13 protein-coding genes are annotated in these 13,434 nt (G+C 39.6%); 8 read left to right on the top strand and 5 right to left on the bottom strand.

Annotated features, from left to right (window positions below; translation table 11 throughout):
- Positions 1-22: 22 nt before the first annotated feature.
- Positions 23-2,029 carry a tetratricopeptide repeat-containing sensor histidine kinase gene (locus CLW00_RS19475; RefSeq protein WP_106135389.1) on the bottom strand — a complete coding sequence of 669 codons (2,007 nt, stop codon included), beginning with the start codon at positions 2,027-2,029 and terminating at the stop codon, positions 23-25.
- 477 nt (positions 2,030-2,506) lie between these two features.
- Between CLW00_RS19475 and CLW00_RS19470 the strand changes: the two genes are divergently transcribed.
- Positions 2,507-2,974, top strand: a complete 468-nt coding sequence (locus tag CLW00_RS19470; RefSeq protein ID WP_106135388.1) for a hypothetical protein — start codon at positions 2,507-2,509, stop codon at positions 2,972-2,974.
- A 107-nt stretch (positions 2,975-3,081) separates the two neighbouring features.
- Complete coding sequence (locus tag CLW00_RS19465) at positions 3,082-4,206, top strand: 3-keto-disaccharide hydrolase (protein ID WP_425437982.1); 1,125 nt, start codon at positions 3,082-3,084, stop codon at positions 4,204-4,206.
- Between the two features lie 487 nt (positions 4,207-4,693).
- On the opposite strand, the gene CLW00_RS21795 is transcribed toward CLW00_RS19465, so the two are convergent.
- From CLW00_RS21795 to pdxA, 4 genes are all read right to left on the bottom strand, one after another.
- A complete protein-coding gene (locus tag CLW00_RS21795; protein ID WP_281257462.1) occupies positions 4,694-4,825 on the bottom strand; it encodes a hypothetical protein in 132 nt (43 codons plus the stop codon).
- Positions 4,826-5,422: 597 nt separating this feature from the next.
- Positions 5,423-5,554: a hypothetical protein gene (locus tag CLW00_RS21790; RefSeq protein ID WP_281257460.1), complete on the bottom strand. Its 132-nt coding sequence runs from the start codon at positions 5,552-5,554 to the stop codon at positions 5,423-5,425.
- Between the two features lie 559 nt (positions 5,555-6,113).
- On the bottom strand, positions 6,114-6,296 hold the full coding sequence (locus CLW00_RS21295; RefSeq protein ID WP_146131462.1) for a hypothetical protein: 183 nt from the start codon (positions 6,294-6,296) through the stop codon (positions 6,114-6,116).
- A complete protein-coding gene (gene pdxA, locus CLW00_RS19455) occupies positions 6,269-7,300 on the bottom strand; it encodes a 4-hydroxythreonine-4-phosphate dehydrogenase PdxA (RefSeq protein WP_106135386.1) in 1,032 nt (343 codons plus the stop codon). Before pdxA ends, CLW00_RS21295 begins: the two co-directional genes overlap by 28 nt.
- A gap of 201 nt (positions 7,301-7,501) precedes the next feature.
- Between pdxA and rsmA the strand changes: the two genes are divergently transcribed.
- From rsmA to CLW00_RS19425, 6 genes are all read left to right on the top strand, one after another.
- Positions 7,502-8,284, top strand: a complete 783-nt coding sequence (gene rsmA, locus CLW00_RS19450; protein WP_106135385.1) for a 16S rRNA (adenine(1518)-N(6)/adenine(1519)-N(6))-dimethyltransferase RsmA — start codon at positions 7,502-7,504, stop codon at positions 8,282-8,284.
- Positions 8,272-9,639 carry a magnesium transporter gene (gene mgtE, locus CLW00_RS19445; protein ID WP_106135384.1) on the top strand — a complete coding sequence of 456 codons (1,368 nt, stop codon included), beginning with the start codon at positions 8,272-8,274 and terminating at the stop codon, positions 9,637-9,639. Before rsmA ends, mgtE begins: the two co-directional genes overlap by 13 nt.
- A 104-nt stretch (positions 9,640-9,743) precedes the next feature.
- Positions 9,744-10,685 (top strand): NAD(P)-dependent oxidoreductase, encoded by a 942-nt coding sequence (locus CLW00_RS19440; protein WP_106135383.1) that lies wholly within the window; start codon positions 9,744-9,746, stop codon positions 10,683-10,685.
- 80 nt (positions 10,686-10,765) lie between these two features.
- Entirely contained in the window at positions 10,766-11,647 is an 882-nt protein-coding gene (locus tag CLW00_RS19435; protein ID WP_106135382.1) for an inositol oxygenase family protein, read from the top strand.
- Positions 11,648-11,857: 210 nt separating this feature from the next.
- On the top strand, positions 11,858-12,331 hold the full coding sequence (gene greA, locus CLW00_RS19430) for a transcription elongation factor GreA (RefSeq protein WP_106135381.1): 474 nt from the start codon (positions 11,858-11,860) through the stop codon (positions 12,329-12,331).
- Between the two features lie 51 nt (positions 12,332-12,382).
- Complete coding sequence (locus CLW00_RS19425; RefSeq protein ID WP_106135380.1) at positions 12,383-12,775, top strand: HIT family protein; 393 nt, start codon at positions 12,383-12,385, stop codon at positions 12,773-12,775.
- Positions 12,776-13,434: the final 659 nt, after the last annotated feature.

The raw sequence follows: 13,434 nt of genomic DNA, 5'->3' as shown, positions 1-13,434 counted from the left end.
TGGTTTTTATGGGGTGAAAGGCTTATGCCAATTGAATCTGCACTTCTGTTCCTCGAGGCTTTTGATTTTCATCTTTGTGGTCCAGAGTGGTCAGGTTCATTTTCTGCTTGGTTATTTTGTTGAATAGGTCTATTCTTTGCTGGGTAATGGTGACTCCCATGCTTTTATGACCGTTTAATTGATGTGCGGGTTTTGGCTGTCTCCCCACACCATTGTCCCTGATAGAAATGGTCACACCTTCTTCAACTTTTGCAATGGAAATACTGAGTTTTTTGAGTTCGGAATTACTTGGCAGCAGGCCGTGCCAAATAGAATTTTCTACAAAGGGCTGTAAAATCATTGGTGGTACTTTGATGTTTTTGAGATCCTCATCTGCCATTTGATTGAGACAAACTTCAAAGTCTAGTTTTTCTTCAAACCTGTTCTCCTCGAGCATGATGTATTTTTTTGTCAGTTCAAGTTCCTCTTCCAATGAGACGGTGGGCATTTTACTGGTTTGAAGGATATCCCTTACAAACCTACTCAGGGTAGTGAGGTATTTGATAGCCTCTTTTTTCTGTTCTTTTTGAATCAATAATTTTATGGAATTGAGGCAGTTGAATAAAAAATGCGGATTCATCTGCATACGTGTGGCCAGAATTTCGGCCTGTAACAAGTCATTTTGAAATGCAGATTCAAGCTCTTTTCTCTTCTGCTCTTCTTGCTGTATAGCCAGATTTTTTTTCAAGTTGAGGTTTCTTAGACTCAAGATGATCACCAAGGTGATGGCTAATATGGCTAAGATCAAACCGAAAAGAATGGTGCGTTCCCTTTTGAACCTTTCCTCAGACAATAAAAACTGTTGTTCTTGCACTTCTTTTTCGGCCTGAAGTAAGTTGAGCTCAGCTTCTTGTTTTTCAAAATCATATTCCATTCGCAAGCCTTCAATGGTTGCTTCTTGGTCAATCAGGCTAAGACTGTCTTTGTATGCGCTGGCGGTTTTGAAGTAGGTCAAAGCTTGGCCAAAATCTCCTCTTCGCTCATAAGTGTCAGACATCAAACGTGCACTTTCCATTATCAAGGCCTTGTTATTGACTTCCCTAGAGAGGGTAAAGGCTTGTTGAAAATAATTCAAACTTTTAGTCAGGTTATTTTTTTGTTTGCTGACTTCTCCGAGTGCAATCATCATACTCGCAACCTTATGTTGCTGATCTATCTCTTTGAAAATATCAATAGCCTTCTCATAGTAATTTTGTGCTAACTCAAGGTCTTGCCCTTCTTCCAAATATGAATGTCCATAATATTCATAAGTCATAGCAATACCGTGTTGATCCTTTCTTTCGTTATTGATGATCAGGAGGTCGTCAAGGTACTTTCTAGCAGTCTGATAATCTTTTTTTCTCGAATAGTAACTCGCTATGGACAGGTAATTCATTGCCATACCGAGTGTGTTCTCTTGTTGCTCTTCGGTTTTCAATGCTTTCAAGTAAAACTGCAAAGCCTCTTCGCTCTTACCTTCCATATAGCTCAAGGAATTGCCCAAGCCATTGGAGGCGATAGCGATATTCCTTAAATCCTCTTCCTCTTCAGCAATCTTCAGTGCATACAGGTAATGTTCTACAGCCAAATCGTAGGCTTGATCATACCTTGCCGACACGCCGGCATTGTTTGCAAATCGCATTTTGAAATAAGGATCTACATTTCGGTTTTTTATAAGTTCAAGCGCTCTTACATGAAGGGGAGTAGACTTGGCATACCGGGAGTGATACCTGTAAAGGAGGCCAAGGTTATCCAGACTTTCTGCCAATAGTAAAGTGTCAGTGTGCTTTTCTGCCAACTCCAAGGCAATTTCGGCATAGTGAAAATCGTCCTTATCAGCCGGATCCAATCTGTGGATCTGCCTTGATAGATACATAGCAGTTCTAATTTTGCTAGAATCATTGATATCCAGATTCATGACACTTTTCAGGCTATCCAAATCGGAATTGGCAGAGGCTGAAAAATGAATAAAAACTGATATCAAGTACAAGAAAAAAAGTCGGAGGTACATTTTACTTGGTAATTAATGAATTTAGGGACAGGAGTATGGTGCTTACTTCATTTCAAATAAGATAAATATTTCTTTAATCAACTAAAATTAATCGGGTTTCGCAAGTTAAAAATAGATGATTGGGCAAAAAATTATGATTGAAAAATCTAGATCTACTTTTCAAGTATTAATTCCATTTTTGTTTGGAGAAAAATTGGATTTTCACAAATAGAACAAAAAATTTAAGAATGGAGCTTAATTAGAATTGGTCGAAGATAGGCGAGAATTCAATGGGTTTAAGTTATTGATTGCGGATATTAGCATAATACGGTTTTTTATTTACACATATCTATTTTTTACACAATAAATATTGGTTTATATTTGAATTAATATTGTTCCAATTTTTAATAAAATCAATTTTAAACTTCAATCAACATTTTAATCATGGTACAGAAACATCTACTAAAATTCAGTCTTATTTTATGTTTTTTAATTGCTATGGCATCGCAGGTGCAAGGGCAGGTATTTAAAGAAAAAGACCTGGTGCTTAATGGTGGTTTAGGTCTAGGAAGTACATTTGCTGCTGGATGGGGTGGTGGATTTGGACTTCCTTTGGGAGTGGGAGCTGAATACGGTGTTGCCACCCTTGAAAAAGGTGTCATCGGAGTAGGGGCGGAATTTGGTTATGCCAGTTACAATTTCTATTCAGTCAGTACTTTCGGCGTTAGAGGCTCTTATCACTTTGCAGAGCTTTTAGATCTAGAACAAGATAACCTAGACCTGTATGGTGGAATTGGACTGTATTACAGAAACTTTAATTTTGATGGGATAATCTTTTCGAATAGTGGCTTATTCCCGTCTTTTCATGCCGGTGCCAGGTATTATTTTTCAGAAAAATTTGGGGCTTATGGTGAGATTGGCAACACCTGGGCTTGGCTTAACCTTGGAGTGGTTTTAAAATTATAGTATTAAGTAAAAGCTAAGTTGTTTGCTTTCTCTATTATCTGAAATTTGATTTCGATTTTGAGTTGATTTTCCTAACTTGAAAAATTAACACATGAAATAACCAAAGAATGATGAAAATAGGAATCAATAGCACTTTGAAGTTTGGGGTAGTACTTTTAGTTGCAAGCACTTTTTTTCTGCACATGCAACCTCAAGCCAATGCCCAAAAAGTAAAGACAAAAGCAAAAAAGAGTTATTCAGAACTGAAGTCCGAAGCTTACCCTGAAAAAGGGGAAGATGTCAACAACACTTGGAATTCTGTAAGCAATATGAGGGTTGGGTTTCAAGTTGAGGAGCCCAGCCCCCATACTACCCAAATGAGTACTCCCGAATCTGAGGAGATCATTGGGCGGTGGAACCTCACTTTAGACAAGAATGGAAAAGAAGCTCCTTCTTGGCTTGAAGTTAAACTTTCGGGGTTTAAAGTTTTGGTTGGGTATTTTGTCGGGGATGACGGCAGTGCAAGACCTGTATCCAAGGTTCATTTTGACAATGGAAAGGTATCCTTTACTATTCCTCCGCAGTGGCAAAACACAGAACAGGATTTGGTCTTTGAGGGAATGGTTCAGAATGGAAAACTTGTAGGCACCATTCAACATCCAATGGGAGAGAAATACCAATTTGTTGGTGAAAGGGCTCCTTCTTTGGTTAGGGATAAAGCGCCTCAATGGGCTGAACCAATCAATATTTTTAATGGAAGTAACCTTGATGGTTGGCATGCGGACAAAGATGAAAATCAGTGGAAAGTAGTCAATGGTAATCTCATAAGTGAAGTTTCAGGAGCCAATTTGATCACTGACGAAAAGTATGATGATTTCAAACTTCATGTAGAATTCCGTTATCCAGAAGGAAGTAACAGTGGACTGTTTCTGAGAGGTAGGTATGAAGTGCAGATCCAGGATGACAAGGGGAAAGAACCTTCTTCGGTGCTTTTTGGGGGGATTTATGGATTTTTGACACCAAATGAGATGGTAGCCAAATCAGCAGGGGAATGGCAGACTTTTGACATTACCTTGGTAGGCAGAAGACTCACCATAGTAGCGAATGGGAAAACAATTATCTGTGATCAGATCATTCCTGGAATTACAGGAGGAGCATTGGATAGCCACGAGGGAAAAGCCGGTCCTCTTATGTTGCAGGGAGACCACGGACCTGTGGAGTTTAGAAAAATTGTATTGACGCCGGGGAAGTGATGAACTGGAGACTAGATTGTTAAAGGTTAAAAAGTTAAAGGTTTGGTGGATTGTGGGTGTAGGGTTTTTGACGAACTGACGAACTGGGGAATTGATGAACTGGGGAATTGACGAACTGACGAACTGACGAATTGATGAACTGGGGAACTGATGAATTGGGGAAGTGATGAACTGACGAACTGATGAACTGACGAACTGAGACCAGAACACCAAACCTTCAACTCAGGATTAACCCCAATCTGAAATCTGAAATCTAAGATCTACACTCTACAATTGTTGTGTCAAAAGCGAAGCTTATCAGCGTTCATCTGCGATATCTGTGGGAAATAAATACTTTCCCCGCCGTGAGTGTCCCCACTCATGGCCATTTAAGCGTTCGGAACCTTCAATACGCTAGGTTCTTAATTTTATCCCGATTCTCTTCGTTCTCGGGATCTACGTTGCACTTCGATTTCAATCCTATTTCTTCACCACCGTGAATGTTAACTCATGCCATTGACATTTCGGTTTTTCCTGAAATTTGAGGAAGGTAGTCCTTCCACATCCCTGTTTTTGGCGGAAAGCCTTGTTCAATAGCAAGCATAATGCGGCCAAAAACCAAAATCAAATTATCAACCATAATCCTCGGGTTTCAACCCGAGGCTATTAACATTTAACCCCTTTGGGGTCTTAGATAATCTATTCCCTAGAGATTATTCCTGTTGTATTTCCAATTACAAAAGAACTCTAAACAGAGGATTTCTCCCCTCTCCATTAAGGGAGAGGGGTCGGGGGTGAGGGTATTAGTGATTGTAGAATCGATTAATTGTAATTGGGCGGATTGTGAATGTGGTACTGCCGTAAACGGACTTTTAATATCTTTTTGAGCTACAAGCTCAAGAATCATAAATCCGAAGGTGCAACCTTCGGATATCGCACCACCTTTAACAATAAATAGAATTTTAAGGGTCTAAAATAAAAAACAAAAAGCATTGAGAGCATCAATTCGCTTTATTCCTTAGACTTATTTCTATTGTATTTCTACTGTATTTCCACAATGTATCTACTTTATTTCTTTCCCCGCCTTGAGTGTCCCCACTCATGGCCATTTAAGCGTTCGGAACCTTCAATACGCTAGGTTCTTAATTTTATACCGATTCTCTTCGTTTTCGGGATCTACGTTACACTTCGATTTCAATCATATTTCCTATATTTCTTCACCACTGTGAATGTTAACTCATGCCATTGACATTTCGGTTTTTCCTGAATTTTGTGATAGATGATCCTTCCACATCCCTGTTTTTGGCGGAAAGCTTTGTTCAATAGCAAGCATAATGCGGCCAAAAACCAAAATCAAATTATCAACCATAATCCTCGGGTTTCAACCCGAGGCTATTAACATTTGACCCCTTTGGGGTCTCAGATAATCTATTCCCTAGAGATTATTCCTGTTGTATTTCCAACTACAAAAGAACTCTAAACAGAGGGTTTCTCCCTTCTCCATTAAGGGAGAGGGGTCGGGGGTGAGGGTATTAATGATTGTAGAATCGATTAATTGTGATTGGGCGGATTGTGGATGTGGTACTGTCGTAAACGGACTTTTAATACCTTTTTGAGCTACAAGCTCAAGAATCATAAATCCGAAGGTGCAACCTTCGGATATCGCACCAACTTTACCAATTAATGGTTTTTTTGGGCCGTTAATTAAAAAAGATACCCTCATTTCTATTGAGTTCTAAGCCCTATTCCCATTATATTTCTCCTGTATTTCTATCCTATTTCCACTATATTTCTTCATCACTCTTTGCCTCCATCGAGACCTTCGGGTTTTTGAAAACCCCAAAGGTCAGGGACTGCTAACCTTTGAGGTCTTTTTTGAACCTCGAAGGTTTTTTTGTCAGAAAAAGTAGAAACAATAAAAGGCTTTTTTACTGAAAAGAATCTTCGGCGTTTTGGAAGCCCCAAAGGTCAACATCAACCCATCTTAATTCTTGTTTCTTGTCTCTTGTATCTTGTATCTTATCTCTAAACTCGCTACTCCCCCGAAATACTTCGGGACAGGCTTTCATCCTTTCCCTTCCCCTCATCCTTCCTCTTCTTCCTCTTCCCAAGCTCCGCGGCTTCGGACGATATCATAGGCTTGCATGATGGCAGCGCGCATGGATCCTTCGTCGGCCAGGTTCTTTCCAGCAATATTGTATGCAGTTCCATGGTCCGGCGAGGTACGGATAATTGGCAAACCAGCTGTGAAATTGACCCCGGTTTCAAACGCCAAAGTCTTGAATGGAATCAATCCCTGATCATGATACATAGCCAATACACCATCAAATTTTTTGTGGTGCAACATTCCAAAAAAGCCATCAGCAGGGTAAGGACCAAATACCAAATGACCTTTTTCCTTAAACTCTGCTACTACAGGCTTGATGATTGTTTCTTCTTCATCACCCAATAATCCATCTTCACCGGCATGAGGGTTAAGTCCCAAAACAGCTACTTTAGGCTTGTTGATACCGAAATCATTTTGAAGTGAGTCCAACATCAATTGCAGCTTTTTTCTGACACTCTCGGGATTGATTTTCTGTGAAACTTCCTTGATAGGAATATGACCAGTAACCAATCCTACCCTGATGTCTTCTGCCACCAAAAACATAAGGCTTTCTTTTACCTCGAATGCTGCTGTCAAAAACTCAGTATGACCAATAAATTTCTTTTCAGGGGTATTGATATTGTTTTTATTGAGAGGAGCCGTGACCAAAGCATCCAGTTTCTCGGATTTCAGGTCATTTATAGCATGCTCCAGTGCTGCCAAGGCCATTTTACCGGCTTCTTGGGTTTCTACCCCAGGAATCACCTCAGGACTTTCTTCTACCACATTGATCAGATTGATTTTTCTGTGGTGAACTTCGTCAATGGATTTGATCTGCATGAAATTGAAATCTTCCAATTCCAGTTGTTTGCGGTAAAAAGTCAGTGCTTTACCATGTGCATATATTACCGGTGTGATAAGACGCTGAAGCCTATTGTCCAAAAGTGCTTTGATGGTGACTTCCGCGCTGATTCCGTTGATATCTCCAATACTGATTCCGATGACGGGTTTATTTTTTCTTTGATTCATTAAGTTAACTTATTCAAAATGACAAGAATTTTAAGAGGTATACCACTTCTTTCATCCCTCAGTGAACAAAACTTTAGAAAACCGACTTTTTTATTGTCCTCTTCCTCACGCTTTCCAGGGAATTAGAATTATTTATAGTGCTTTGTGATAATTCTCTTAATTTTGAGATGCAATTTATAGAAAATAATCAAAGGAAAGCATATGGAGAAGGTCAAACCCAAAAAACACCTTGGACAACATTTTTTAATTGATCTTAGTATAGCCGAAAAAATTGCAAAGGCTGTAACTGGACATGAGGGGATTAACAAGGTTTTGGAGATAGGTCCTGGAATGGGGGTATTGACTGATTTTCTTTTACAGGAAAAAAGAGACTTGTATCTTGTAGACATAGACAAAGAATCTATTGCCTACCTACATAATAAATACCCTGATTTGGGTGAAAAAATCATTGAGGCTGATTACCTTAAAAAAGACTTTGCACCGATCATGGGAGGGCCTTACATAGTGGCGGGTAATTTCCCATACAATATCTCTTCACAGATTTTCTTCAAAGTCTTGGAGGAAAGAAATTCAGTCAAAGAGGTTGTGTGCATGCTGCAAAAAGAAGTGGCGGAACGTATAGCTTCACCCAAGGGAAATAAAAGCTATGGGATACTTTCTGTCATGCTTCAGGCATTCTATGATATTGAATACCTTTTTACTGTCCCGCCTGATGTGTTTAATCCTCCTCCCAAAGTCAATTCGGGAGTGATCCGCTTAACCAGAAACACTGTCAATGAATTGGCCTGTGATGAAAAAGTGTTTTTCAAGGTGGTCAAACAGGCATTCAGTACTAGGAGAAAAACGCTCCGAAATTGTATGAAAGGGATGGGGCTTAAAGATGGACTGCACGAAGACCCTATGTTGGACTTGAGGGCCGAACAACTGGATGTGCAGGATTTTATTTCACTAACCAATAAAATACAGGAATCTTGGAACCAATAAAAACATTTGAATTATCCAAAGAGTACCTGGAGAGCTTTAGAATCGGTATCGAAGAGCAACAGAATGATTTTATTCTGGAATCTCTGGAGGGAGTCAATGTGGCTGATATCGCTGCATTGCTGGATGAGCTAAACCTAGAAGAAGCAATATATGTCTTGAGGTTGTTGTCACATGAGACAGCAGCTGATATCATGATAGAGTTAGATGAAGTCTCTGTCAACAAAGTCATCCGGGAAATGGAAGCCATAGAACTGGCTTCCCTTATCGATGAGATGGACTCTGATGATGCTGCTGATATTTTGATATTGATGCCTTCCAAGGACAGAGAGGATGTCATCAGTCACCTTCAGGAAAAAGAAAAGTCTGCCAACATCCTAGACCTTCTTCGCTATGATGAAGATTCTGCAGGTGGTCTGATGGCCAAAGAATATATCAAGGCCAACCAAAATTGGAGCGTCATACAGACAATTGAGGAAATCAGAAGGCAGGCGGAAAATGTTGAGAAAATATACTCCATTTATGTAGTAGACAACAAGCAACACCTACTGGGAAGAGTTTCTCTGAAGAAAATCATTCTAGCCGCTTCCAATACAAAGATCATGGATATTTATGAGCCCGAACTCATTTCAGTTCCTACTCATATGGAAGGGGAAGAGGTGGCAGAAATCATGAGAAAATACGATTTGGAATCTGTGCCGGTGGTCAATGCCAAAAATAAGCTTGTAGGGCGAATTACGGTGGATGATATCCTTGATTTGATCCGCGAACAATCGGAAGAGGATATTCAGGCAATGACCGGTATCTCGGCAGATGTAGAGGAATCTGACAGTATTTGGAGAATTTCCAAAGCCCGTTTGCCTTGGTTGATCATCGGTGTTGTGGGAGGATTGATGGGTGCACAGATCATCACCTTTTTTGAAGAAGGGCTCAGCAAATACATTGCCTTGGCTTCTTTTATACCTTTGGTGGCGGCAACTGGTGGGAATGTAGGGATTCAATCTTCTTCCCTTGTGGTGCAGACACTAGCCTCAAAGTCTGTTTTTGATGACTCTCCATGGCAGAGATTTGTCAAAGGTCTGCTGATTGCCTTAGTCAATGGGATAGTACTTGGACTTTTTGTTTTTTCGGTGGTAAAATTCATTTATGGATTTGATTCTATTTTTGGCTTTACCATTGGTCTGTCCATGTTTTTCGTGGTATTGATGGCCTCATTTATGGGGACTGTGACCCCATTGGTGCTGGATAAGTTTGGCGTCAACCCCGCAATTGCCTCCGGCCCTTTTATCACCACAGCAAATGATCTTTTGGGTTTGGCTGTATACTTTGGCGTCGCCATGTACTTACTTAATCTTTAAACCTGATAGATATGATTACCTGCGTTTTTGCCAGTAAGGGAAAATCACAGATCAACCCCAATGTTAGAAACAATAATCTATAAATTTCAAAATCACCCCCATTTATGCCGATTGATAAAGTACTTATTATTGATGAAATGCACCTTTCTATCATCCCTCTTCTTGAAAAAGAAGGATATGTGGTGGATTATCACCCGGAGATAAAAAGAAGTGAAATTTTAGACAAAATTGATCAGTACACAGGGATTATCATACGTTCCAAAACTCCTATTGACCGGGAATTGCTGCTCAAGGCCAAACAGCTCAAATTTATTGGAAGGGCAGGAGCGGGCTTGGACAAGATTGACTTGGATTACTTGGTCCAACATGACATCAAGCTTTTCCATGCAGCTGAAGGCAATATGGACGCGGTGGGAGAACATGCGGTCGGAGGGCTCTTGGCCTTATTTAACCATATCAACAAAGCTGATGCTGAAGTAAAAAAAGGTGTCTGGAAAAGAGAAGAAAACAGAGGAGAAGAGTTGATTGGTAAAACGGTAGGGATCTTTGGCTATGGAAATATGGGATCATCCTTTGCCAAGAAACTGGCTGGATTTGATGTTAATATTCTGGCCTATGATAAGTACAAATCCGGTTTCGGGAATTTTCACGTCAGAGAAGCCTCTTTGGGGCAGGTACTTGAAGAAGCTGATATCCTGAGTATGCACGTGCCATTGACTTTGGAAACGAGAAATTTTCTAAATCTCGATTTGTTGGAAAGGTTCAAAAAACCCATCTACTTTATCAACACAGCAAGGGGGGAGATCATTTCTTTTGATACCTTGAATGAGGCTTTGGATAGAGGGATATTTAAAGGAGCGGTTTTGGATGTGTTGGAAAATGAGAAATTTGCAACTTTCACAGCTGATCAGAAAATAGCCTTTGAGAAATTGGCAGTCAGAGACAATGTGATCTTTAGCCCACATATTGCGGGTTGGACTTTTCAGTCTTATGAAAAAATCAATGAGGTCTTGGTGGAGAAAATAAGGAAAGCTTTCGAGGAGTAAAACTCAACAGACCATTTCGATACCCTGTTTTTTTCTTTCAACCTTATAATGCTTAACTTGAAGTAAAGTCGACAGAAATCATGGTATCAAAATCGCAATCAAATATCAATTCTCCATTGTCATCTCTAGAAGATTGGGAGGATGACTTGTTACAAAGATATCCTGAACCAAAAACTCAAAGTTCAAAAACCAAGAAGGAATATCGAGATTACAGCAATACAGAAAGGGTCGATACGGTGAGGGATTTTTATAAGCTCAATCATACCTATCAAACTTATGATTTTGTCTGTAACAAGGAAGAAGAGTTTTTAAAGTTCGATAAAAAGGAAATGCCCTTTTGGGAAGCGATCAAGTTTCTGAACACTCTTGTAGACGATTCCGATCCGGATACGGATTTGGACCAACTCCAACATTTATTGCAAACTTCAGAGGCGATCAGAAGGGATGGACACCCTGATTGGTTTGTGCTGACAGGCTTTATCCATGATTTGGGTAAAGTACTTTGCTTGTTTGGAGAACCCCAATGGGCAGTAGTTGGAGATACTTTTCCGGTAGGTTGTCAGCACGCTGAAAAAATAGTATTTCCTGAGTTTTTTGATTTGAATCCTGACAGCAAAGATGAAAGGTATAATACCAAATACGGTATCTATGAACCACATTGCGGTCTTGACAATATAAAGATGTCTTGGGGACATGATGAATACCTTTATCAGATGGTCAAGGATCATCTTCCTGAGGAGGCACTTTACATGATTCGCTACCATTCTTTTTATGCCCAACACAGGGAAGGGGCTTATGGACATTTTCTAAATAAAAAGGACCGGGAGATGTTTAAATGGGTTGATAAATTCAATCCATATGATCTTTATTCCAAACTTCCGGAAAAACCTAATGTCAAAGCATTAATGCCTTATTATGAAGATTTAGTTGCGAAATACCTTCCTCCGGTTTTGAAATTTTAGATAAAATTTATGGTTTTGGAGAGTTTAGTGGAAAATTCACAAGATGGAAATAGGCATTTCGGTAAAATAATCTTTTCAAACCTTATTGATTGGTTTGTGTGATAAGAATTGTTACTTTTGTAGAGTTACATATAAAACAAAGACAAAGAAACGGTTTCAGCAATGAGACCGTTCTTTTATTTTTCATAGCCATAGCAAATAAAATAAAGCATGAGTCAGATACAGTATTACACCGAAGAAGGATTAAAGAGGCTGAAAGATGAGCTTCATGAGTTGAAGACCAAAGGTAGGTCTGATATAGCCAAGCAGATCGCTGAAGCGAGAGACAAAGGTGACCTTAGTGAAAATGCAGAGTATGATGCTGCCAAGGATGCTCAAGGTTTGTTGGAGTTGAAAATAGCCAAACTTGAAGGTGTGGTAGGTAATGCCCGTGTAATGGACAATTCCAAAATGGATACTTCCAAAGTAGGGATTCTATGTACAGTGAAGATCAAAAATCTCAAAAATAAAATGACGGTAGCCTATACCTTGGTGTCAGAAGAAGAAGCTGACCTTAAGGCAGGTAAGATTTCTTTGGCCTCGCCATTTGGCAAAGGTCTATTGGGTAAGAAAGTAGGTGATGTAGCCGAAATCAAAGCTCCTGCAGGAACGTTGGAGTTCGAAGTTTTGGAAATATCCTATTAAATTCTTCAATCCCGTTGGTATTCCCAATCGGGATTTTTTATTTTTAGCGCTATGGCAAGCATATTTACAAAAATCATCAATAGAGAAATTCCTGCTCACATTGTAGCAGAGGATGACAATTACATTGCTTTTTTGGACATCATGCCTTTGGTGAAAGGGCATGTTTTGGTCGTTCCAAAGGTAGAAGTCGACTATATTTTTGACCTTGAAGACGAGGTGTTGTCGGGTTTGCATGTTTTTTCCAAAAAAGTAGCCAAGGCTATTGACAAAACCATCAAGTGTACAAGGGTAGGAGTGGCAGTAATTGGTTTGGAGGTGCCTCATGTACATGTGCACCTTGTACCCCTGCGCAGCATGGATGATATCAATTTCAACAGAGAAAAATTAAAACTCAGCAAGGAAGAATTGGCTGAAATAGCTGAGACTATACGAGGGGGATTTTAGGGAGCTGATGAACTGGGGAATTGATGAATTGGGGAATTGATGAACTGACGAATTGACGAACCGAGATCAGTACACCAAACCTTAAACTCAGTATTAACCCCAATTTGAAATCTAAGATCTACACTCTACAATTTTGGTGTTAAAGGTTAAAAATGTTAAAAGTTGGGTGGCTTGTGGGTGTGGGGTTTTTGATGAACTGACGAACTGGGGAATTGATGAACTGAGATCAGTACACCAAACCTTAAACTCAGTATTAACCCCAATCTAAAATCTAAGATTTACAATCTACAATTTTGGTGTTAAAGGTTAAAAATGTTAAAAGTTGGGTGGATTGTGGGTGTAGGGGATTGATGAATTGATGAACTGACGAATTGACGAACCGAGATCAGTACACCAAACCTTAAACTCAGTATTAACCCCAATCTAAAATCTAAGATCTACAATCTACAATTTTGGTGTTAAAGGTTAAAAATGTTAAAAGTTGGGTGGATTGTGGGTGTGGGGGATTGATGAATTGATGAACTGACGAATTGACGAACCGAGATCAGTACACCAAACCTTAAACTCAGTATTAACCCCAATCTAAAATCTAAGATCTACAATCTACAATTTTGGTGTTAAAGGTTAAAAATGTTAAAAGTTGGGTGGATTGTGGGTGT

The sequence above is a fragment of the Mongoliibacter ruber genome, from assembly GCF_003003005.1.
GTDB lineage: Bacteria > Bacteroidota > Bacteroidia > Cytophagales > Cyclobacteriaceae > Mongoliibacter > Mongoliibacter ruber.
The sequence above is the reverse complement of the archived record's forward strand: the minus strand, read 5'-3'. Positions and strand labels throughout refer to the sequence as shown.

Bases quoted from the DNA above. Each gene is read 5' to 3' on its own strand.
- CLW00_RS19475 (WP_106135389.1), bottom strand. From the start codon at position 2,029: ATGTACCTCCGACTTTTTTTCTTGTACTTGATATCAGTTTTTATTCAT.
- CLW00_RS21790 (WP_281257460.1), bottom strand. From the start codon at position 5,554: ATGGTTGATAATTTGATTTTGGTTTTTGGCCGCATTATGCTTGCTATT.
- pdxA (WP_106135386.1), bottom strand. From the start codon at position 7,300: ATGAATCAAAGAAAAAATAAACCCGTCATCGGAATCAGTATTGGAGAT.
- CLW00_RS19440 (WP_106135383.1), top strand. From the start codon at position 9,744: ATGCCGATTGATAAAGTACTTATTATTGATGAAATGCACCTTTCTATC.
- CLW00_RS19435 (WP_106135382.1), top strand. From the start codon at position 10,766: ATGGTATCAAAATCGCAATCAAATATCAATTCTCCATTGTCATCTCTA.
- CLW00_RS21795 (WP_281257462.1), bottom strand. From the start codon at position 4,825: ATGGTTGATAATTTGATTTTGGTTTTTGGCCGCATTATGCTTGCTATT.
- greA (WP_106135381.1), top strand. From the start codon at position 11,858: ATGAGTCAGATACAGTATTACACCGAAGAAGGATTAAAGAGGCTGAAA.
- CLW00_RS19425 (WP_106135380.1), top strand. From the start codon at position 12,383: ATGGCAAGCATATTTACAAAAATCATCAATAGAGAAATTCCTGCTCAC.
- rsmA (WP_106135385.1), top strand. From the start codon at position 7,502: ATGGAGAAGGTCAAACCCAAAAAACACCTTGGACAACATTTTTTAATT.
- CLW00_RS19465 (WP_425437982.1), top strand. From the start codon at position 3,082: ATGATGAAAATAGGAATCAATAGCACTTTGAAGTTTGGGGTAGTACTT.
- CLW00_RS19470 (WP_106135388.1), top strand. From the start codon at position 2,507: ATGGCATCGCAGGTGCAAGGGCAGGTATTTAAAGAAAAAGACCTGGTG.